14 protein-coding genes are annotated in these 21,425 nt (G+C 45.9%); 12 read left to right on the plus strand and 2 right to left on the minus strand.

The genetic code is table 11. From position 1 onward, the window contains the following. Nucleotides 1-412: 412 nt before the first annotated feature. Nucleotides 413-712, minus strand: coding sequence for an RNA-binding protein (locus HY811_11225; protein ID MBI4835370.1), 300 nt, complete (start codon nt 710-712; stop codon nt 413-415). Between the two features lie 318 nt (nt 713-1,030). Here HY811_11225 and HY811_11230 point away from each other — a divergent pair, with 318 nt between their 5' ends. From HY811_11230 to mutS, 8 genes are all read left to right on the plus strand, one after another. After that, nucleotides 1,031-2,074 (plus strand): Gfo/Idh/MocA family oxidoreductase, encoded by a 1,044-nt coding sequence (locus tag HY811_11230; GenBank protein MBI4835371.1) that lies wholly within the window; start codon nt 1,031-1,033, stop codon nt 2,072-2,074. A gap of 6 nt (nt 2,075-2,080) precedes the next feature. Then, the gene (locus HY811_11235) at nt 2,081-3,022 is read left to right on the plus strand and encodes a ribose-phosphate pyrophosphokinase (protein MBI4835372.1); all 942 of its coding nucleotides are present in this window, start codon (nt 2,081-2,083) and stop codon (nt 3,020-3,022) included. Nucleotides 3,023-3,184: 162 nt separating this feature from the next. Then, the gene (locus tag HY811_11240; GenBank protein MBI4835373.1) at nt 3,185-3,895 is read left to right on the plus strand and encodes a 50S ribosomal protein L25; all 711 of its coding nucleotides are present in this window, start codon (nt 3,185-3,187) and stop codon (nt 3,893-3,895) included. Next, nucleotides 3,892-4,446 carry an aminoacyl-tRNA hydrolase gene (locus HY811_11245; GenBank protein ID MBI4835374.1) on the plus strand — a complete coding sequence of 185 codons (555 nt, stop codon included), beginning with the start codon at nt 3,892-3,894 and terminating at the stop codon, nt 4,444-4,446. Before HY811_11240 ends, HY811_11245 begins: the two co-directional genes overlap by 4 nt. Nucleotides 4,447-4,462: 16 nt before the next feature. Next, a complete protein-coding gene (gene rpsF, locus HY811_11250; protein MBI4835375.1) occupies nt 4,463-4,831 on the plus strand; it encodes a 30S ribosomal protein S6 in 369 nt (122 codons plus the stop codon). A gap of 19 nt (nt 4,832-4,850) precedes the next feature. Continuing rightward, nucleotides 4,851-5,291 carry a single-stranded DNA-binding protein gene (ssb, locus tag HY811_11255; GenBank protein ID MBI4835376.1) on the plus strand — a complete coding sequence of 147 codons (441 nt, stop codon included), beginning with the start codon at nt 4,851-4,853 and terminating at the stop codon, nt 5,289-5,291. A 24-nt stretch (nt 5,292-5,315) separates the two neighbouring features. Then, on the plus strand, nt 5,316-5,708 hold the full coding sequence (locus tag HY811_11260) for a hypothetical protein (GenBank protein MBI4835377.1): 393 nt from the start codon (nt 5,316-5,318) through the stop codon (nt 5,706-5,708). An 18-nt stretch (nt 5,709-5,726) separates the two neighbouring features. Beyond that, nucleotides 5,727-8,384 (plus strand): DNA mismatch repair protein MutS, encoded by a 2,658-nt coding sequence (gene mutS, locus HY811_11265; GenBank protein ID MBI4835378.1) that lies wholly within the window; start codon nt 5,727-5,729, stop codon nt 8,382-8,384. A 51-nt stretch (nt 8,385-8,435) separates the two neighbouring features. On the opposite strand, the gene otsB is transcribed toward mutS, so the two are convergent. Continuing rightward, nucleotides 8,436-9,218, minus strand: a complete 783-nt coding sequence (gene otsB / locus HY811_11270; protein ID MBI4835379.1) for a trehalose-phosphatase — start codon at nt 9,216-9,218, stop codon at nt 8,436-8,438. A gap of 99 nt (nt 9,219-9,317) precedes the next feature. Between otsB and HY811_11275 the strand changes: the two genes are divergently transcribed. The 4 genes from HY811_11275 to HY811_11290 all read left to right on the plus strand — a co-directional run. Then, nucleotides 9,318-10,280 (plus strand): hypothetical protein, encoded by a 963-nt coding sequence (locus HY811_11275; protein MBI4835380.1) that lies wholly within the window; start codon nt 9,318-9,320, stop codon nt 10,278-10,280. 49 nt (nt 10,281-10,329) lie between these two features. After that, nucleotides 10,330-11,811, plus strand: coding sequence for a hypothetical protein (locus tag HY811_11280; GenBank protein ID MBI4835381.1), 1,482 nt, complete (start codon nt 10,330-10,332; stop codon nt 11,809-11,811). Between the two features lie 623 nt (nt 11,812-12,434). Continuing rightward, nucleotides 12,435-12,881 (plus strand): helix-turn-helix domain-containing protein, encoded by a 447-nt coding sequence (locus HY811_11285; protein ID MBI4835382.1) that lies wholly within the window; start codon nt 12,435-12,437, stop codon nt 12,879-12,881. Between the two features lie 53 nt (nt 12,882-12,934). After that, nucleotides 12,935-21,425, plus strand: an 8,491-nt coding sequence (locus tag HY811_11290; protein ID MBI4835383.1) for a hypothetical protein, incomplete at its 3' end; no start/stop codon positions are given.

The following is a 21,425-nucleotide window of genomic DNA, read 5'->3' on the forward strand; positions in this document are numbered from 1 at the left end:
CAACTTTTGCAGTTTTTGGATAATAGTTGCTAGCTGTTCGATAACCGGTTGTATTAATTGGAGTTGGATTTACAAGTAGTTTTAGTTTCGGTGAAAATCCGGCAAAAACGGCCCTATTTTATGCACAAGTTCTTGTGCATCGTGCACAAGAACTTGTGCATGATGCAATCCTACACCACTACTATAAACACATAAATAGAAACGCCCTATCTAATTTTTTACAAAGGTGAACGGGCATGGCAAATCTAACCATCCCTAACCCATAAATGAAATTCCCCATCGGCTGAATATGGTTTATTTGCCGGAGGTTGAGGAGAAATAAATAAAAAAGGCAGGAACGAATGTTTCTTCCGTTTCCTGCCTTTTATTAGTAAACTGTCCCGCCTTCCGGCGGAATCAATTCAATCCGGGATTAATAGCGGTCTCTGCGATTCCCGCCGCCGCCGAATTTGTTATCCCGCGGAACCATCGGCCTGGCTTCGTTGACTGTCAGGCTGCGACCATCAAGTTCCTTGCCGTTAAAGAGTTCGATTGCCTTGGCCGCTTCTTCGTTTGTGGTCATTTCCACAAAGCCGAAGCCCTTGGAGCGCCCGCTATCGCGGTCCATGATGATTTTTGCGCTTTCCACGGCGCCTGCCTGGGCAAACGTCTGCTTCAGGGTTTCCTCGGTGGTGTCGTAGGACAATCCGCCTACATACAGTTTCTTACCCATAGTCTCCCTTTCTTACTGCCCTTAAATAAATTATTATCGCCTCGCTTAGCGTTTATTTCCAGATTTCTCGGAAGTTCAACTCGCAGGACGATTTTATTGCATAGTGCGGTAAGGGCATATCCGCTTCTAAAACATTAGTTGCTATTATATCGTCTTTTACCAATAATGTCAATACTTTTTTGTATTTCTAACAAGGAAATAAATTGATTAAACCGATTGAGAATTTACGTGCCCTTATCCGCGCCCGGCTTTCCGTATTGAAATCAGCAGAATCCCCTGATTTTATTGACTGGAAAATATTTAAATCTATAATAGAACATGATGAATATAACTGAATCAACCGAATCAGTTAATGATAAATGCGATGTTGCTATAACCACGCTTGCCGTTATCGGGGTTGGACATCTCGGCAAACACCACGCGCGGATATGTCGTTCACTTGCCGGCACCAGGCTTGCCGCCGTGGTAGATACTAATCCGAAAACCGCCCGGGAAAAAGGCCTTGAACTCAACGTGCCGTATTACACGGATTACAAGAAACTCTTTGGCGCAATTTCCGCAACAGTCATTGCCACACCGACAATCACCCATTATAAAATTGCCAAAGATTTCATCACGCGCGGAATCCATGTCTTTATCGAAAAGCCGATTACCACGACAATCAACCAGGCAAAGAGTCTTATTAAGCTCGCCAAACAATACCGTGTGAAACTGCAGGTGGGCCATATTGAAAGATTTAATCCGGCATTGAAAGCGGTCCGGGAGGATATCACTTCACCTCGCTTTATAGAAAGCCATCGCCTGTCTCCCCTTTCTTTCCGGTCGCTCGATATCGATGTGGTAAGGGACTTGATGATTCATGATATTGATATCGTCTGTTCATTAAACAACCAGAAGCCGGTTAAGATATTCGCAACGGGCGTCCCGGTTTTTTCCAGGAAGGTCGATATTGCCAACGCCCGTTTGGTCTTCCCGAACGGCTGCGTGGCGAATTTGACGGCTTCCCGCGTTTCCGACAAGTCCATGCGCAAGATGCGGATATTTTCCAAAGATGCCTATGCCTCGATCGACTTCGCTTCCAAGAACGCCCAGGTTTACAGGAAATCCCCCCAAGCGCCCAGCCCTAAAAAAATACTTCAAAATATTGACTTGAACGCAATAAAGGATTATCAATCTTTGATGTTGCAGAAGTTTTTGGAGATAAAGAATCCGGTAATAGAAAAAACGGACCAGATTGAAAGCGAGCTTGGTGCGTTTATCGGGTCTATCCAAGAAGGCAGGCCGGTCGTCGTCACTGGAGAAGACGGTTTGAGGGCGCTGGAAACCGCCGAACTTATAATAAAACAAATTAATAAGGAGTAATATATGATGCCTCGAGATAAAATGCAGGTCTTTGCCGGGCGCGCCAGCACGGAACTGGCCGAGAAAGTCTGCGCCAAATTAAGCATCCCATTGGGCAAAGCGGAAATACGGCCATTTCCGGACGGGGAAATAGACCTTAAGGTTATTGACGACGTGCGCGGGTCGGATGTCTTTATAATCCAGTCCACCTCCGCACCGGCTGATTCGCATCTTATGGAATTATTGATTTTTATAGACTGCCTGAAACGCGCCTCGGTCGAGCGGATAACCGCGGTGATACCTTATTTCGGTTACGCCCGCCAGGACCGTAAAGCCGAAGGGCGCGTCCCGATAACCGCCAAGCTGGTCGCCAACCTGATTACAACCGCCGGGGCGGATAGAGTGCTGACCATAGATTTGCACGCCGCTCAAATACAGGGATTCTTTGATATTCCCGTGGACCACTTGTTCTCATCCCCCGTCATGATAGAATACATCAAGCATTTGAGGATACCCAAATTAATCGTTGTCGCTCCTGACGTGGGCGGCGTAAAACTGGCGCGCGCTTACGCCAAGCATCTCGCAGCCGACCTGGCGATTGTGGACAAGCGCAGAATAGGGCCGCGCCAAACCGAAGCAATGCAGATTATCGGAGATATCAAAGGCAAGAATATTTTGATGGTAGACGATATGATTTCCACCGCCACCACAATCAGCAACGCCGCGGAAATAATGCGTTCAAAAGGCGCCAAGAATATTTACGTCTGCGCCACCCACGCGGTTTTGACCGAGGGTTCTTTGCAAAAACTGCAGAAAGCACGCTTCAACGAGGTGGTTTTATCCGATACTATTTACCACAACCCGAAAACGCTGACCGACCAGATTAGGATACTTTCCGTTTCCGGGATGCTCGCCGAAGCAATACGGCGGATACATTACAGTGAATCGGTAAGCTCGCTGTTTATTTAAAAAATCGGTAAAATACTATCACGAATACGACGAATAATACGACTTTATTATTCGTGCTATAAGAACCATTTGTGCCATTCGTGTTCTTTTTTCTTGACCAGACGGCAAATTAATCCTATATTCGTGTGTTTTGGTATCCGTATAAATATAGGAGCTTGAAGTATGGAATGGGTTAAAATTAAAGCAGAATCCCGCAAGGAAAAAGGTTCGACCATTTGCCGCCATTTGCGCAAAAAAGGGCTTGTTCCCGGAATCGTCTATGGTCGTAAAGAACCAGAGGAACAACTGGTAATCAATGCCAAGGAATTATCAGAAATGCTCCACAAGGGTGTGCGCCTGATAGACCTGGCATTCCCGGATAAAACCGAAAAAGTATTTGTCAAGGAAGTACAGGTTGACCCGATAAGCGAAGCACCGATTCACATCGATTTCAGCCGCATAGCCATGGATGAAATGCTGACCATGGAAGTGGAAATCATCTTGAAAGGACAGCCCAAAGGAATACTGGCCGGTGGGCTTCTGGAACAAAACCTCAGGCAACTCACCATCAAGTGCCTGCCGAATAATATCCCGGATTCAATCGAGGTGGATGTCGCCGGGCTTGACATGGGAGACTTGGTCAGGGTAAAGGAAATGAAACTGCCCCAGGGCGTCAGCACGGTAACCGATGCGGAAATCGTGGTGGCCGGAGTGCACCAGCCTAAGGAAGAAGAAGTCGCCGCACCTGCAGGTGAAATCTCCACAACCGAACCGGAAGTAATCACCGCGAAGAAGGAAGAAACTGAAGAAGGCGAAGAAGGCAAAAAAGGAACCGATGATAAAAAGGCTGCCGTAAAGGAAGAAAAGAAGCCGGCTAAAGAAGAAAAGAAATGAAAATCATCGTTGGGCTTGGTAACCCCGGACTGAAATATAAACATACCAGGCACAATTTGGGATTCAAGGTAATAGACAGCCTGACTGAAGCGAAAGATATCGATCTTAGAAAATCAAGCAGAAATTACGAGGCGGGCAAAGGAACCATCGAAGGGAACCAGATAATGCTGGTAAAACCGCTGACTTTCATGAATAATTCAGGCATTGCGGTTTCGGCACTGGTCACCAAAACAGGCGCGAAGCCTGATGAGCTTTTGGTTATCTGCGACGATTTCCAGTTGCCGCCGGGGAAACTCCGGATACGCCGGGGTGGTTCAAGCGGAGGCCACAAAGGGCTGGAATCCATCATCGCCGCACTCGGCACGGATGAATTTGCGCGCCTGAGAATCGGCGTGGGACTGCCGGGAAACATGGATGCGGCGGAATTTGTCCTTATGAATTTCAGGAAAGCCGAACTGGCTGAAATAATCCCGGCAATCGAACGGGCGACAGAAGCCGTTTGCGAATGGGTCGCAAACGGAATAGATAAAAGCATGAATAAATATAACTAAAAGGAGCTTTAATCTTATGGCAATTTACGAAGGCATGTTCCTGGCTGACCCGGCAAAAGCATCGACCGAATGGGAAGAAGTAATGAAGCATGTTACCGAGCTTATCGGCAAACACGGCGGAAAAATCCTCCAATCCACCAAGTGGGCCGAAAGGAAACTCACTTACCCGATTAAAAGGCGCAACCGCGGGACTTATATCCTTACCTATTTTGAGGCGCCACCGGAAAGCATCACTAAAATAAAAGACGATTTCAAACTTTCGGAAATCATACTTAGAACGCTGATACTTGCCAAAGAAGGCAAGGAAGCGACAAAAATCCTCGCCAAACCGCTGGAACCCCTTAAGGAACTTCCACCCATGGCGCCCAGGAATATGAACAGATAAAAAAACTAAGGAGGGAACAATGCCGAGTTATAATCGAGTATTGCTGATGGGAAACCTGACCGCCGACCCTGAATTGCGATACACCCAAAGCGGCACGCCGGTTTGTTCATTTCGAATCGCGGTAAACGAAGTTTATAAAACACCCTCAGGCGAAAAGAAAGAAACTGTCACGTTTATCCCCATCACCATCTGGCGCAAACAGGCCGAAACCTGCGCCGAATACCTGAAAAAGGGCAGACCGGTCTTGGTGGAAGGCAAACTAAAAATGAGCCAGTGGACATCAAAAGAAGGTGAAAAACGCTCCAAGCTTGAAGTCGTTGGGCTGGGCGTAAAGTTTTTAAGCAGCGGCCCGGCCGGCGACCGCTCAGCAGAAAGAGCCGCGAGCCATCAGGGCGAGCAACCCGAACCACCATCCGAACCTATGCTGGATGAGGAAGAATCCGAAGATATTCCCTTTTAGACTTTTATCACTGTAGAGCAAAATATGAAAGAGGAATCGCAGGAGCAAGCCCAACCGGTAAATTATCCCATACGCACCGCCCTGATTTTCCTGGCGGCGCACACCGCTTTGTTTGCGACGATACTTGCCTGGTCATGGGAAGAACGAATATTTTCCTCTTCAGGCGGCAACTTCATCCTTTACATATTTGAATTCCTCGGCGTAGTCATAACCAAAGCCGTCGGGCAGGCGGAAGACCTAACCGTGGTTGCGCCATATATTATTACATTCCTCGTCAATTCAATTTTCTACGCGGCAATCGGGTTTGGAATCGGCTCGCTATTCCATGAACTCGGCTGGGTGGAACAAAGCCATAATATTTTCCAGACCGAAGAAGAGCTTTCGGATAAGGATAAAGGAATCGGGCAGGCTGCCTGAAAAGAAACACTCTGAATTATGTCCAGCATACCTTTGATGGAGCAATACCAAAAGGTCAAAAAACGATACCCCGAAGAAATCGTGTTTTTCCGCCTGGGCGATTTTTACGAGATGTTTTATGATGACGCCAAAACCGCCAGCAAAATACTGGAAATAACGCTCACTTCTCGCTATAAAGGTGATAAATCCGTTCCGATGGCCGGCATCCCTTACCACTCAGCCACCCCATATATCAGAAAGCTCCTTAAAGCCGGTTATAAAATCGCCGTCTGCGAACAACTGGAAGAGGCGGATAACGCTTCCGGTAAATTGGTCGAGCGGGATGTCATCCGCGTTATCACGCCCGGCACGCTGGTCGAAGACAGCCTCCTTGAAACACAGGATAATAATTTCCTGGCAGCACTTAATATAACGAAAAATAAAACAGGGTTGTCATGGGTGGATGTTTCTACCGGTGTCTTTAAAGTAGCTGAAGGCACACTTCAAGAAATACTTACTGAGCTTAACCGGCTAAACCCTTCCGAATACCTGGTGCCGGAAAATTCGGTGAGTGAGTTCCCGAAAATAATCGACCGCTCGAAAACCAGTCTTTCGGGTTCGCTTACCTCTTTTCCGGGATGGGCATTCGACCATGACAGCGCGTATAAGTCACTGACCAATCATTTCGGCACCGCCGGTTTGGGCGGTTTCGGGTGCGAGGATTACACCGCCGGAATCGGCGCGGCAGGAGCCATTATCGAATACCTGCATCGCACCCAGGCAGAACCGTCTTCCGTGGAAAGCTCGCTGGCTACCTCCGGATTAAAACATATTACGCGCCTTGAACCTTTTATCAGGACAAATCACCTGATGATTGACCGCTCTACGCAATCTTCCCTGGAGCTGGTCAGGACAATGCGGGGTGAAGAAAATAATTCGCTCCTAGCAATCATGAATAAAACTACCACCGGCATGGGCGCGAGGCTTCTTAAGGAATGGATTTTACGCCCATTGAGGAATATCGAACCGATAAACCAGCGCCTCTCCGTAGTAGAATGGTTCCTTTTATCACCTCAAAAGAGGCGGATAATCCAGAAGGAACTGAAAAACATCAATGACATTGAAAGAATCGTCGGCAGGCTCGGCACAGGCAAGGCGAACCCACGTGATATGGTGGGATTAAAAACCACGCTATTATCACTGCCTGCAGTAAAAAAGCAGTTGGCTGCCGAAACCGAAAACCCCCCGCTATTAAGAAACATCATTGAAGGACTCGACCCGTTGCCGGAGTTAACTGATTTCATCAATAAAGCCATCGTTGACGATCCACCGCTTGCCATAACCGAAGGCAGGATAATAAAAACCGGATTTGACGCGGAGCTTGATAAAATCCGTTCCACCTCGCGCGAAGGCAAACAGTGGATTGCGCGTTTCCAGTCTGATGAAATAAAAAGGACCGGTATTTCATCTCTAAAGGTTGGATTCAATAACATCTTCGGCTATTATATCGAGATAACCAATCCGCATAAGGACAAAATCCCGGCAGATTACATCAGGAAGCAGACCCTGAAAAACGCCGAGCGCTACATCACTCCGCAGCTCAAGGATTATGAAACGCAGGTTCTGCACGCGGACGAACGGGCTAATAAGATGGAATACGAACTCTTTAAAGCAATACGGGATAAGGTCAGCAAATATATCACTGCTCTCCAAAAGGTTGCCTCTGCCATTGCCGAACTGGATGTTTTATTATCTTTCGCCCAGATTGCACAGGAAAATAATTATTGTAAGCCGACTCTGACAGATGAAACAGGCATAAAAATAATCGAAGGGCGTCATCCGGTAATCGAAAAAGTGGCGCAGGTTAAATTTATCCCGAATGACACGCTCCTGGATAACGAGAAAAACCGGATACTTCTCATAACCGGGCCGAACATGGCGGGAAAATCGACCTATATCAGGCAGGTCGCGTTAATCGCCTTAATGGCACAAATGGGCAGTTTCGTGCCGGCGCGCGAGGCGGAAATAGGAATCGTCGATCGAATATTCACCCGGGTAGGAGCTTCGGATGAATTGGCAAAAGGAGCCAGCACCTTTATGGTGGAAATGAACGAGACTTCCCACATCCTGAATAACGCCACAAAGCAAAGCCTGATTATCCTTGATGAGGTCGGACGTGGAACGAGCACCTTTGACGGAGTAAGCATTGCCTGGGCGATTACCGAATATATCCACGACCATTTAGGCAGCCGCACGCTCTTTGCCACGCATTACCACGAGCTAACCGAACTCGCCCTGCTTCTACCGGCGGTTAAGAACTATCACGTCGAGGTAAAGGAATGGAAAACCAAGAACGGAGAGGAAATCGTCTTCTTACATAAAATAGCCGCAGGCGGGACGGATAAAAGCTACGGGATTCAAGTCGCGCGGCTGGCGGGCCTGCCAAAATCCGTAGTCGAACGCGCCCGTTTGATACTGACCAATCTTGAGGCACAGACATTAAACGAAAAAGACCAGCCAAGATTTGCGCCGATCGATGCTAAGAAAATTACCCCGACCGACCCGTTCCAGCTTGCTTTATTCCAATCAAAGCCATCACCGGTCATAAAGATGATTAAAGAACTTGACCTGGATAACCTCACGCCCCTGGAAGCGCTTGCAAAACTCCAGGAACTAAAAGATAAACTGAAGGATTAATAGCAGGAATAAACCTTACTCCAAACAAATAAGACTGTTAAATCATGCCTGTTACAGTAATGATGCCAAGAACACCTTGACATCATTGGTATCCTTAAGATAAAAATGGGCTGAAGTGTTGTGAAGTTTGCTCCCGACATAGATGCCTACGCCGCGCCTCTTTAAAAGATTGAAAGCGTCTTCATCGGTTTTATCATCACCGATATAAACAAGCAGTTTGCCCCCGGCTTTTACACTATTTGCAATAAACCTGAATGCTTCGCCTTTGTTAATAGCGTTTATCGAAGGCCTTATCTCCACCACTTTTTTGCCGTAAGTCAATCTTACGGATGGGTCTATTTTCCGCCGGACATTCCGGGTTATTTCCAGTATTTCAGGAATGAACTTTTCATTAACCGCCCGATAATGAACCGAAGAAGTGATGCCCTTTTGTTCTATTATTATTTTGGGAATCTTAAGAAGTTCTTTAGCCAATACACGCCCTATCTTTACCATATTTTCATACGCCAGGTGACCGTACCGAATTATAATTCCGCGAGCAGGCGCATACACTTCAAAACCGTGGTTACCGCTGTAAAAAATATTTCTTAAACCGACACGATGTATAACATCGCTTAATGCCCTGCCGGAAATGACGGCAAGAGTTATCCGGCGGTTACGACTAATCATTTTCAACAATTCTTTAACGTCTTTACCAAGATGTGCTTTCCCCGGATCTTTGATAATAGGAGTCAAAGTGCCGTCAAAATCCAGTCCAAGAACGATGTGGCGCGCATCGCGCATTAGTTTGCCAAGCCGTTTGGATTTTAAGGCGTATTGCGACATAGGTGGCATGGATTATAGTACATTATAAAATACTGTCAATTATTTACCAAAAATTTGACTTGACTATACTGGTTTTATATGATATGGAGATTAATGTATGACGCTTATATGAAAAACACGTTAAAGCTATTATTATTTATTACGCTTCTCCCTGCGAGCATGCTCTTGAATGCAGATGATGAGGTATCGAACGGTGACATTGATACGTGCCTAAAAGCTCCTTTAAGGATGAGCAACAATAATTTGCTGCATTCGCTCATCTTAATTCCACCCTTGGAAAGTGCGGAAAGGATAAACGAAGGGACAAAAGTTTTCCAAACAGGCGTGGAATACACCAGATTTGCCTTCAAAAACGATAAGGACAGCTGGCTTATGGATTATAACGCATCATTGAAAAACGGTTTTATTGATTACCGTGTCGGTCTTTCGAAATCGATGGAACTCAGGCTCGATTTGACCGGCGGAATACTGGCGGAAGGAAAGAGAGAACTTCTGCTTTTGGACGGCAATGCCGGATACTTAAGCGGAGACAGGGGCTTGGGTTTAAGCAACCTTGTCCTGGGAATAAAGCACAAGCTCTGGGAATCATTGGGCGCCGATGAGGAAATCCCTTATACAAGCGCATTATCCATCCAATTCAAGAAACCGTTCGGAAATGAAGAAGACCTGCTTTCTTCAGGCGGCAATGACGTTTCAATTGCTTACTTGGAAACAGATAAGATTGATGAAGCTACTTTTGCCCATTTCCAGTTGGGTTGCACTTTCACCGGAAAGGCAACGGCGTTTTCGCAGGATTTGGATATCGCCAATCCGCTTTTTTACTCTGCAGGAATAAGCTGGCTCGTCTCGGAAAATACTGCGCTTAGCGGACAGCTCCAGGGCCATGGCAACGCCTTCCGGGAAATAAAAACGCTCACACGGAACCCGATTACTGTGCAATGCGGATTCAGATACAAACTCCCGCAAGGACAAGATGAAAGACAGTATATAATAGATACCGGATTCGGCTGGGGTTTAAACGGCGACTCGTCTGATTTCATGATGATGTTCAGCCTGGGAAAAGTCTATTAATAATTATATGGGCAATAAAATGCCACTTTCCATTATTATATTGTTGATTATGTTATCAGCGCAACCACTCTTTGCGCAGACTTTCGGGGATAATATCCGCGTTGACGATACGGGAAATAATGTTATTACACAATCAAGCCCGTCAATAGCCATAGACGAGAACGGAAATATTTATGCCTCATGGACTGATGAAAGAAACGGGCATCCGGACATATATTTCTCCAAAAGCACGGATAGTGGCGCGACCTTCGGCGCGAATATCAAGGTAAATGACAATAACGCGTCAGCCTCCAAGCCGTCAATGGCGCTTGACAGCAATGGGAATATCCTCATCGCCTGGCAGGACGAAAGGAACGGCAACCCGGATATATATTTTGCGCAAAGCGCTAATGGCGGAATAACCTTTACGGCGAATACAAGGGTGGATGATACAGGCGTTTCCACCGCAACACAATCAACTCCGGTTATCGGAATCCACCAGGGCAGTAACAGCATCTATGCCGCCTGGATTGATGAGCGCGAGGGCGCCAAGCACATATATTTTACCAAAAGCACTAATGGCGGGACGAGCTTTTCGGCAAACATTAAAATAGACGATGCCGGTTCAATCACTCCGGATAACGTCAGCCTGGCGGTTGACGACAACGACAACATCTATATTTCCTGGAAAGACGAAAGAAACGGAAGCCCTGATATTTACTTTGATACGAGCAACAACGGCGGCGCAAGTTTCGGGGTTGATAAAAAGGTGAATAGTGTCAGTTCATCAAGCGGATTCCCGAAAATCGCGGTCGATTCAAACAGCAATATCTATCTCGCCTGGCAGGATAATAGAAACGGAAACTTGGACATTTATTTCTCGTCAAGCACGGATACCGGAACAACTTTCAGCGCCGACCTGCGGGTAGATAACACAGGAATCAGCACCTCCTCTCAACAAGCCCCGGTTATTATAACCGATTCGATAAATATTTACATTACCTGGCAGGATAATAGAAACGGCCCGCCTGACGCGGGTGACATCTACTTTGCGCAGAGCATTACCGCCACCCCCAATTTCACCACCAATGTAAGGATAGATGATACCGGCACTTCCACCAGCACCCAAACTGCCCCATCGTTAACCGTGGACAGCTCTGGATATATCTACGCGGTATGGTCCGATAGCCGGAAAAGCTTAGGCGATACGGATATCTATTTTGCCACGACCAATGTAACAAGCACGGTTATTTCCGGCTCAAGCGGCAATCCCGCAACCAGCGATAAAAAATCTAATGGTAGTTTAAACTGCTTCATTGCCACGGCGGCTTTCGGCACGCCCATGGCAAAAGAGGTTGTTGTATTACGGCGATTCCGGGATAAATACTTATTAACGAATCCGGCTGGAAAATATTTGGTTGATGCTTATTATAAGATAAGCCCGCCGATTGCAAAAGTGATTAGTAAAAATAGTACACTGCGGAGCATAACACGTATGACACTTAATCCTCTTGTTAATTGCATGCGGAACATAGATAGGCAAAAAGATTAATACGAAACACACGATACGAATGAATACGAATATTATTGGAGTAGACTTATCCGAAAATTTACGATTTGATACAGGGAATCTCACGGCTTTACTACCGGGGGGTTACGGTCAAATACCAGGGGACTTACGGTTTTACTGCCGGGGGGTAACGGCTTTACTACTAAGGGGTAACGGCTTTACTACCAGGGGCTAACGGATTTACTACCAAGGGGTAACGGCTTTACTACCGGGGGGTTACGGATTTACTACCAGGGACTAACGGTCTTACTACCAGGGGGTTACGGTCTTACGACCGGGGGGTAACGGCTTAATACCAGGGGGCTCACGGCTTAATACCAGGGAACTCACGGCTTTACTGCCGGGGGGTAACGGACAGGGGCGTATCGCCCCCCCTACGTTGTATTTTTCTAAAAGTTATAACATATTATAGAACAAAATGATATAGCCGAAAATGGGGTCGAAAAAGTCCCCCTAATGTAGACTTTACAAAAATATGCATTATATTGATTTCTGGGTGTAAATATGCGCTATATTGAGTTTAGAAGAGATTGATGACGATAAATACGCGTTATATGGTGTTTTAGGGCAGTTTAAAGCGATAACTCGCAAATAGGGTTTACTTTATGGCTAAAAAGTGTCGGTTTATCAGATTGGAGCGGAAGCAACGTGAGGAACTGAATGCTTTTATAGGCGTGCTGGTTGCAAAACAGAGCTTGTCTTCGTTACGTCGTGTGCAGGCGGTTATGCTTTCGGATGCGGGTAAAATGCCCTCAGAGATAGCCCGGACATTAGGTGCGTGTGAGGCTTCGGTCTATCGCTGGCTTTTGGGCTACCGGAAATTCGGTCCGGCAGGACTGGCCGGACGGGTTCAGCCGGGCAAATTAACTCCTGAGCAGATTGATAAACTTTTAGGAATAAGCGGCCGTCGTCCGGTACAAGATGGGAAAGCGGGTAAAAAGCCATGGAGTTTCCGGAAGATATCCCGCTGGGCCAAGTCGAACTGGAATGTCAGTATCTCTGCGGTCCGTTTGAGACAGATTATTCTTAAGCGGATATTGATGGATAAATAATGAAAACAGGATTGACTTAGTTAAGAATGTATGATATAATCTGATTTTTATATATGAAACAGTTTAAAAGATATTTCTTCGCTATTGTTTTAGTTTTTGCCTTTCAGTTTGTAATTAATCTCAATCCGCTCCAGGCGGAAGTGACGATTGATGCCGGACTTACAGATGCGACTTTTGAATATAATCCTTCACCGTGCGCAGTATTCATTAATGCCACTACCGGTTATGTGTTTAATGTTACGGGCGGTAATTTTGTTTATCGTAAGACAACTGACGGTGGGAAAACATGGGCGGCGGCCGTAACATTCATGGCGGCTAAAACCTCAGGGAATATTGCAGTTTGGTATGACCGTTGGACGCCTAATGATAATGCCGGCACCCGAATACATATTGCGGCTTCAGAAACAGGAACCGATGACACCTGGTACCATTATTTAGATACCGCAACCGATACACTTCGCCCGGCTGGCGCCATTGCCGTAAGATTAGGAGCTTCTTATGCACTGGCAGATGGCGGACCAACTATTTGCAAATCAACCGAAGGCTACTTGTATATTGCCTGTTTTTCTAGTACTGCCGCGCACCGGGGAGTCTCAAGGTCTGTAAATGGTGGTGATGCATGGGTAAATATTACACCTGGTTTTCTCTTTGATGATGACGATGACCACTGCCAGCTTTTGCCCTTAGCTGGTGGCGATGTCCTGTGTATCTATAATGATATGACGGCGAGTCAAGGCCTCTGGTTTGTCTGGGAAGAAGATACGGATACCTGGTCGGCAAGTGCCACGGTCTTAGATACCTGGACCGAGAATGCGACCTATAATGCCTGCTTTGGTGCCACCTGTATCCGGAATACTTCTTCCAATGATATTTATCTGTCCGCCAATAATTCACCCAATAATGCGTCCGGTGACCTGAAGGCATATAAATTCACGGATAGCACCCACACCTGGGCCGTCTTAACGGATATACTGACTGATACGAATGGGTGTCTTGATGTCAAGATGTTCCGTGACCTGAGTAACGGCGATTTGTACGCCATATATGTAAGAGGTTGGGCTGAAAACTACAACCAGGTCTTTTCCAGGAAGTCAACTGATGGTGGCAACACCTGGGGACCTGAAACCCTGGTAAGTTATACTTCAGACGACCACAAGTACGTAAGAACTAATCTAATGAGTGCAGATATAAAACGTATCTTCTGGTACAATGATGACCTGAACGATTTATTGTGCGATGCCCGGTATATCCTGACCTGGCAAGGTCTGAGTCGGGACTTTGATGACCCCAATAATTGGTCGCCCGCGATTGCCCCTACGAATGCCTATAGTTTAATCATCCCTCAAGTAGGCTCGGGTAATTATCCTTTGATTGATTCCACGACCGTAGGGGCGAATCAGAATTGTAAGGCACTTACTATCAATACCGGTGCTAATATCCAGTTAAACGGGCTTGACCTTACGTGTTATGGTCCGGTGGTGATAGAAGAGGGTGGTGAACTAAAGATTACCAACGGAGGCAGTCAGTTCAATATTCGGGTAAGTTATGAGAATTACGGCACCTTAACAAATACGGAAGGTGACGTGGTCTTACAAGGTCCTGGAGATGGTCCGGTTGCCCCGGCCTTAGTCAAAACTAATTGCGCCGGTACAGGCAAGTCCTTTAAGTTCCTGAGGATTCCGGCATACGCAAGACTCAGCGATGGAGTTACCCTTGAAGTTACGGGGACAGGTGGTTTAGGATTCCAACTGAATGGTGGATACCTCTATGCCGGTAACAATACTACCCTGATTACCTATGATAGCTGGGGAACAACCACTGGTAAATTCTATAAAGACACCAGCACGGTCATCTTAAAAGGCACGGGTAATATCCCTTATGAGAGCGATGCGGTACTGCCTTATGAGTTTTATAACCTCCAGATAGATGGTACTTTTTCTGTCGCTGGAACAAATCAATATGTATATAATCATCTAACTATTACTGAAAATGGTAGTTTAGCAGCCTCCACTTATAACATCTATGGATACGGCAACTGGGTAAATAACGGTTCATTCAATGCAAGTAGTGCTGAGGTGCAATTAATCGGAACAAGTTCTTCTGCGATTACCGGCACAACCCAGTTTAATATCGTTCGTTTTGGCGATGGGACTAATGCCAAAACCATTACCTTGCAGAGCGGCGCTGATATTAAGGCAACTAATACCTTGGAAATCAAAGCAAATGCGGTACTTAACGGTTCGCCAACAGGCGGTCCTAATGCAACACTAACCATTCCTTCAGGATGTATGCTTACTATTGGCGGAACGTGGCAACCGCGAAACGGAACTTTTATCTGGCAGAAGGATGATACCCAGGAACAACTGCCTGCATTGGCAAACGGTTTTTATAAATTGATAGTTGACCCTTCGGGATCGGGTAATGTTACCCCTAACGGGGCGTTAAATATAGGGAGTGATTTTTATATTAAATCCGGCACTTTTAACGGCGGCAACGTATTAACACATACTATCGGCGGAGATTGGATTCAAGACGGCGCTTTTTCTTCCGGCACTTCCACCATTATATTTAATGGCGCCGATTGTGAAATTCTTAAGTCCCCGAGCAATGCCGGTTCACTTACTTTTAATAGTCTTACTTCATCCGGCACTTTGACCAAAATAGAATACGGTAAGTCCATAGTAGTAACCGGTAATTTCAATATTACCGCCGGAACTTTTAACGCCGGAACTGCGACTGTATTCACCATAAGTACCTGGACTGATAGTGGAGCATTCAATGCCGGGACAAGCGAAGTTATTTGGAAAGGCGGTCAGATTCCCGAACAATCCGGCGGAAATGCACACGAGGATTTCTATTCGCTGACCGTTGACGGAACTTGTTCGCTTGACGGCGCGAATTCGGACAAAACCTTTACTATAAATAAGCATCTCAAGATAAACAGCACAAAGTCTCTTGATGCCGGCTCACCGGCTACGCCTTATAATATTGAACTCAAGGGCAATTTCCAATTGGACGGTAGTTTTACTGCAGGCAATTCTAAACTCCTTTTAAACGGTACGGTTAAACAGACCCTGAACGGTTCGACTTCGCTTACCATAAATAATCTTGAGATAAATAAAACAACAGGTGACGCAAATGCTAAGACTGTGGAACTCGCTTTTGGTTTGGGAGGTACCGATTTAACCATTAACGGCACTACAAATATTTTAGCCGGCATTCTTAATTTAGGCTCAACTGCTGATACGGTGGTTTCGCAAGGCAATATAACAGTCGGCAATGCTTCCGGAACGGATGATTCCATAATTTCTATGTTGGGTGGTGTTACTTTGCAGATGGGTAATGGAACGGTTCTGGAAGTAAAAACACCGGACGGGATTCTGGAATCGGCGCAAAGTGGTTTGATACCGTTAGTTACTTCCACTAACCCGGGAACTAATTTCTATTATATAAAAATAGCAGGCAAAACGCGGGTGAATGGCTTGCAGATAAAATCCATAGGCTCAGCCGGGACGTTTACTGACCCGGGTGCAAATCACGGCGTTACCATCCTGACCACGGCTGATATTTATAGCGCGGGAGATACTTATTTTGACCAGGTTACCTTTGATGACATTCAGGGTTCCGGTACGCGTGATACATATTTAAGAGTTTTCCGTAATGCCTCATCTCCTCAATTGTCCCTTGAGTTTAATAAGCACAAATATGACGATGGAGCGGTAGATGCAAACGCAGATGTTAATGTTTATCTAAATCGTGGTTCAACCGGCAGTACGATTATCCAGTCAATGTCTTCTGGGAATAAGGGCGGCACTAATGCAGAAACCTATGACATGAGAGATGATTCATCCAGTCCGGGTGATGACCCTGACCCGGGCTCCATCCAATGGCCTATCAACAAGGTCTGGACCGGATTAGTGAGTGATGCCTGGAATGTTGACGGTAACTGGAAATTAGAAGACGGTTCGCCAACTGAAGCGCCGGGTGGTTCTGATTCAATAACTATTCCGTCCAATCCGGACAGCAATCCTGATAAATGGCCTGTTATATCAGCCAATGCGTCAGTAAAAAATATTACGTTACAGTCGCCGATTAGCGCAGTTCCTACAACCGTATTGTCGGTTAACGGCTCATGGATATTTACCATCTACGGCACATGGACAATCAATGATTATACTAATTGCCTGTTTGACCCCGGAACGTCTACTGTGGATTACGCAGGGTCTTCAGGACAGGGCGTGGTAGCCACGACTTATTATAACTTGCAACTTTCCAATACTTCGGGATTGCAAATGGTTTTCGAGCCCATTATTATCTATAACGATTGCACTATTCTTGGAGGCGTTAACTTTATTGCGACCACGACTGATGTCCGCGTTGAAGGCAACTGGAATAATTACGGAACTTTTTCGCCCGGCAATTGTACTATTAAGTTTCAGGGGAATTCCGGTGGTCAGGAACAGAATATTACGGGCGGACAATTTAGGCACCTGGAATTCTCAGGAAGCGAATCCAAGAAGATAAACGGGACGACTGAAGTATTAGGAAATGTCTCTATTGCTGGCGGCGCCACGGTTAATGCTACAGACCAGAGCGCGATAGATATCAAAATCGGAGGTAACTTTACGGTTACCGGCACATTCTCTGCCGGACTTTCTACAATAATCTTTAACGGCGCCGCGGCACAGGAACTGATTCGTCCTGCGGGAACGATTTCGTTTAATAATCTTAAATTACTAAATACCGGTACATCATTAAAATTAGTCCAGCAATCAGGCGGAGCCACGACCCAGACAATAACTATTTCTACCAGTGATAATGCCGGCAATACCAATTTAGGAAATATTAATATCGGAACCGGAACAACACTGGATGCGACTAATGACATTATTAATTGCGGCGGCAACTGGCTGGTTAACGGATCTTTTACTTATGACGGCTCAACTGTTAGCTTAAATGCCTCAGCAGCCCAAGCTATTAAAACTAATTCCTCTTTTTATACGCTTAATATCGCTAATTCACATTCTTCAGATTACGTCACCTTTGAAGGCAATATTACGGTAAATAATAATCTTAATATCACTGACGGTCAGGTGAAACTGGATATCGGAACCGCGCTGAATCATGGTGTAGCAGACAATGTCACGATTGCCGGCGGGGCAAAATTGGAAATGGGAATAAGTAATTTAGTAATTGGCAATTCATCTGTTTTTGGTGATTTAAGCATTAACGGCCAGTTTATAATGTCTTCTACAGGCACGGCTGCTCCGACTTTGAAGTTACACGGCGATTCAGGCACAGTAAATTACACGGTAGAAGCCAATAGGCCTGATATTACGGTTAACGGGACATTTCAAACGCTTTGGTCTAACGGCGCTAAGCCTCTGATTCAAGCTTATAATCCGATTACGCCGGGTCCCTTTTATTGTTTTGCTGTGAAGGCAAGCGGGATAATTAATGTAAACGGATTGGTTATAGATTCGGCTTATACTTATGACAGCGTAACTACTATATTCTCGGCATTACTCTTAGAACCAGGTGCTGTTTGCAGTAATCTGAATAATGTAGATTATCAGAATATCATGGGTGGGGTGAGCGGAACTTATCGTGGCTTGCAGTTCCGGATTGCTTCCGGTACCTATATATTTGATGGTTGTTCCTTTGACGATACCTGCACATATAATGTCAGGACCGATAATGGAACGCCAACCATTAATATGACTAATGCCGGCGGAACGCGCGGGGTATCTACCTATGAGGACCAGGTATCGGGTACAATCAACTGGATTGCCAACCGCATATGGAACGGCGGTGCGACCGACATTTGGACGAATACTGCCAATTGGGACGGTGCTTTGAGAGCCGATACTACGGATGAAACAGCTATTATTAACCGAGTTTTGCCTAATGGTTATAACCCTCGTGTTAGGACTGCGAGTTATACAATAAGAAACTTAGTTATTAAAAATAGTAATACGGTATTTATAGATGATGATGGCGGTGATGACCTTACCGTCAGCGGTGATGTTATCATGGAACCGGGAAGCGGGATTACGATGAAGGATTTTGCTACTTGTTTACTGTATGTACAGGGAAACTGGGATAACCAGGGAGGAATATTAGACCAACAATCAACCGGCGGTATTATTTATCTCAGAGGCGTGGGTAAAACCATATCAACCGAGACCGGATTCCGCAAGCTTTCTATTGACACTGCCGGTACTTCATATACGCTTGTGGATGGCGCTACGGTTGCCATAAGCGGGACTTCCGCTTCCTATTTCATCAATGCCACGGCAATGCTGTATGGCGGAAATAATACCAATCCTGCAACATTAAAGGCATCGGTCTGGGCGACCAATCTTAATCGGTTTGATGCAGGTAATTCTAAGTTTGTCTGGATGGGAACGACTAATGTGCCTTTAGAAACATATTACGACCTGCAAATTGGAAGCCAATCCGATGGCTACAATATTTCCACCACTTATGCTTATAGCGCAGACAGGTTGATTAACCGCCATTTGATTGTTGATGCCGGGTCAACACTGACTCTTAATCAAACAGGCGGCACCCTTATTGTTAAAGGTAATATCTGGGTAAAAGAAGGCGCAACGCTTAATCTGAATAATGCTACAGTCAGGTTAGAAGGCGATTTTATAATAGATGGCGTCGTCAACGGCGGGACTTCAACCGTGATATTCGGCGGCGGCATTAACCAGAAAATAAGAAGTACGGTTACTCCGCCTTCTTTGACGCTTAATGATATCCAAATAACACCCACTACTATTGCCGAATTGAATATGCCGATTACCACCACCAATATTAATTCGGGGTTGGCATCACCGCACGGCATTATTAAATTGAATTCATATCAATTGGTAATTACCGGACAATGGAACGATTCGGATGCCGGAGATAATTTAACAGAAGATACCGGCACGGTTTATTTCTACGGAACTTCGGCAACCATACCCAATGAAACCTGGTATGACCTGAAAGTCGGCGCGCCGAGTGCGGATACGACTTATACCCTACCGAACAATACCACGGTAAAGAATGATATTACTTTTAATGAAAATGGAATTATTAATTCGGGCGGGTTTGCGCTGTATGTCGCCAGGCACTGGATTGATAACGGCAGCGAAGATAATTTCACGGAAGGCGCCGGGACAGTCCAGTTTAACGGTACGGTCCAGCAAAATGTATCGGGCGAAACGTTTAATAATCTCATAATTACCAACACCGGCGTGGCGGTTTCGGTAATTGCACAAGGAAAATTAACTGTATCAAATAATTTAACGATATCCAATGGAACGCTTGATTTCGGGAGCGGGTTTGTCGGCGGAAACAAGCACACAATAGGCGGTTATTGCTATATAGATAACGGCAAGCTAAAGCTGAATACCTCCTCAATCAGCATAACCGGCTTATTACGGATAGGCGACGGGTCCGTTGGCAGCGGTATTCTGGATATGACGGCAAATTCCACGGACGACCCTGATGTGACAGCAACCGGCGGTGTAAATGTAACCTCAACCGGCACGCTTGACGTGACCGGATCGTCAGCTTCCATTACTGCAGGTGGCAACTGGGTGCGTACGGGTAGTTTTAACCTGGGCCAATCCAAGGTAATCTTAAGCGGAGACGGCAATTATATTACCACAACCGGAACAAGCGATTTCTATGCATTGCATATAAATGCAGGCAGTGTGATTTCCGCCTCGACCGATTGCAGTATAACCAATAACCTGGTGGTAACCGGCCAATTCGGCACGGCCAATAAGACCGTGGCGGTAAGCGGCAACATCACCAACGGAGGAATAATCTATATCGGTGAGGCAGCCGCTGCCGGGACGCTTGACTTAGAAGGTGATTTTACAGGAGGCTCTTTAAGATTCATTAACGGAGGCAGTTCCTTACTCTATTTTTCCGGAGCAAGCTTTGCTCCGACAGACTTAATGGCTTCTAACGGGACTATTATTTTTGATAATACATTATCCGGACAAACCATACCATCATACACGTATAATAATATCAGGATTCTCAAAAGCGGGCAAACCGCCACAGCCGGAGGGAATCTGGCAATAAACGGCACCTTGAATGTATCCAGCGGGATATTCGACGGAGATGACGGCTCGGCAAGAGTGCATACCATCGGCGCCATCTCCAACAGCGGCACGGTCAAGATGGACCTGGCTTCTACCATAAATGTTACCGGCAACACGATAAACGCAAGCCAGGTAGATATCGGAATCGGGACGTATAACAATGCGGTTAATTATACCAATACCGGAGGCACAACCACCCTCGGTGCGGGACTGCTGGATATAAACGGCAATCTTACAGGAGGAACAATAGATTTTAATAATACAACCGGCACATTGCGAATAGCCGGTACCTTTACACCAACCACGCTTAATGAAGATGCCGGCACGATCATATTTGACGGCACAGGACAGGCTATACCGGCTGAATCATATTACAATTTAAAGACCGGCAGTATCAATACGACTTATACATTAGGCGGAGCTATCCAGGTAAAAG

The sequence above is a fragment of the Planctomycetota bacterium genome (assembly GCA_016207825.1).
Taxonomy (GTDB): Bacteria; Planctomycetota; MHYJ01; order JACQXL01; family JACQZI01; genus JACQZI01.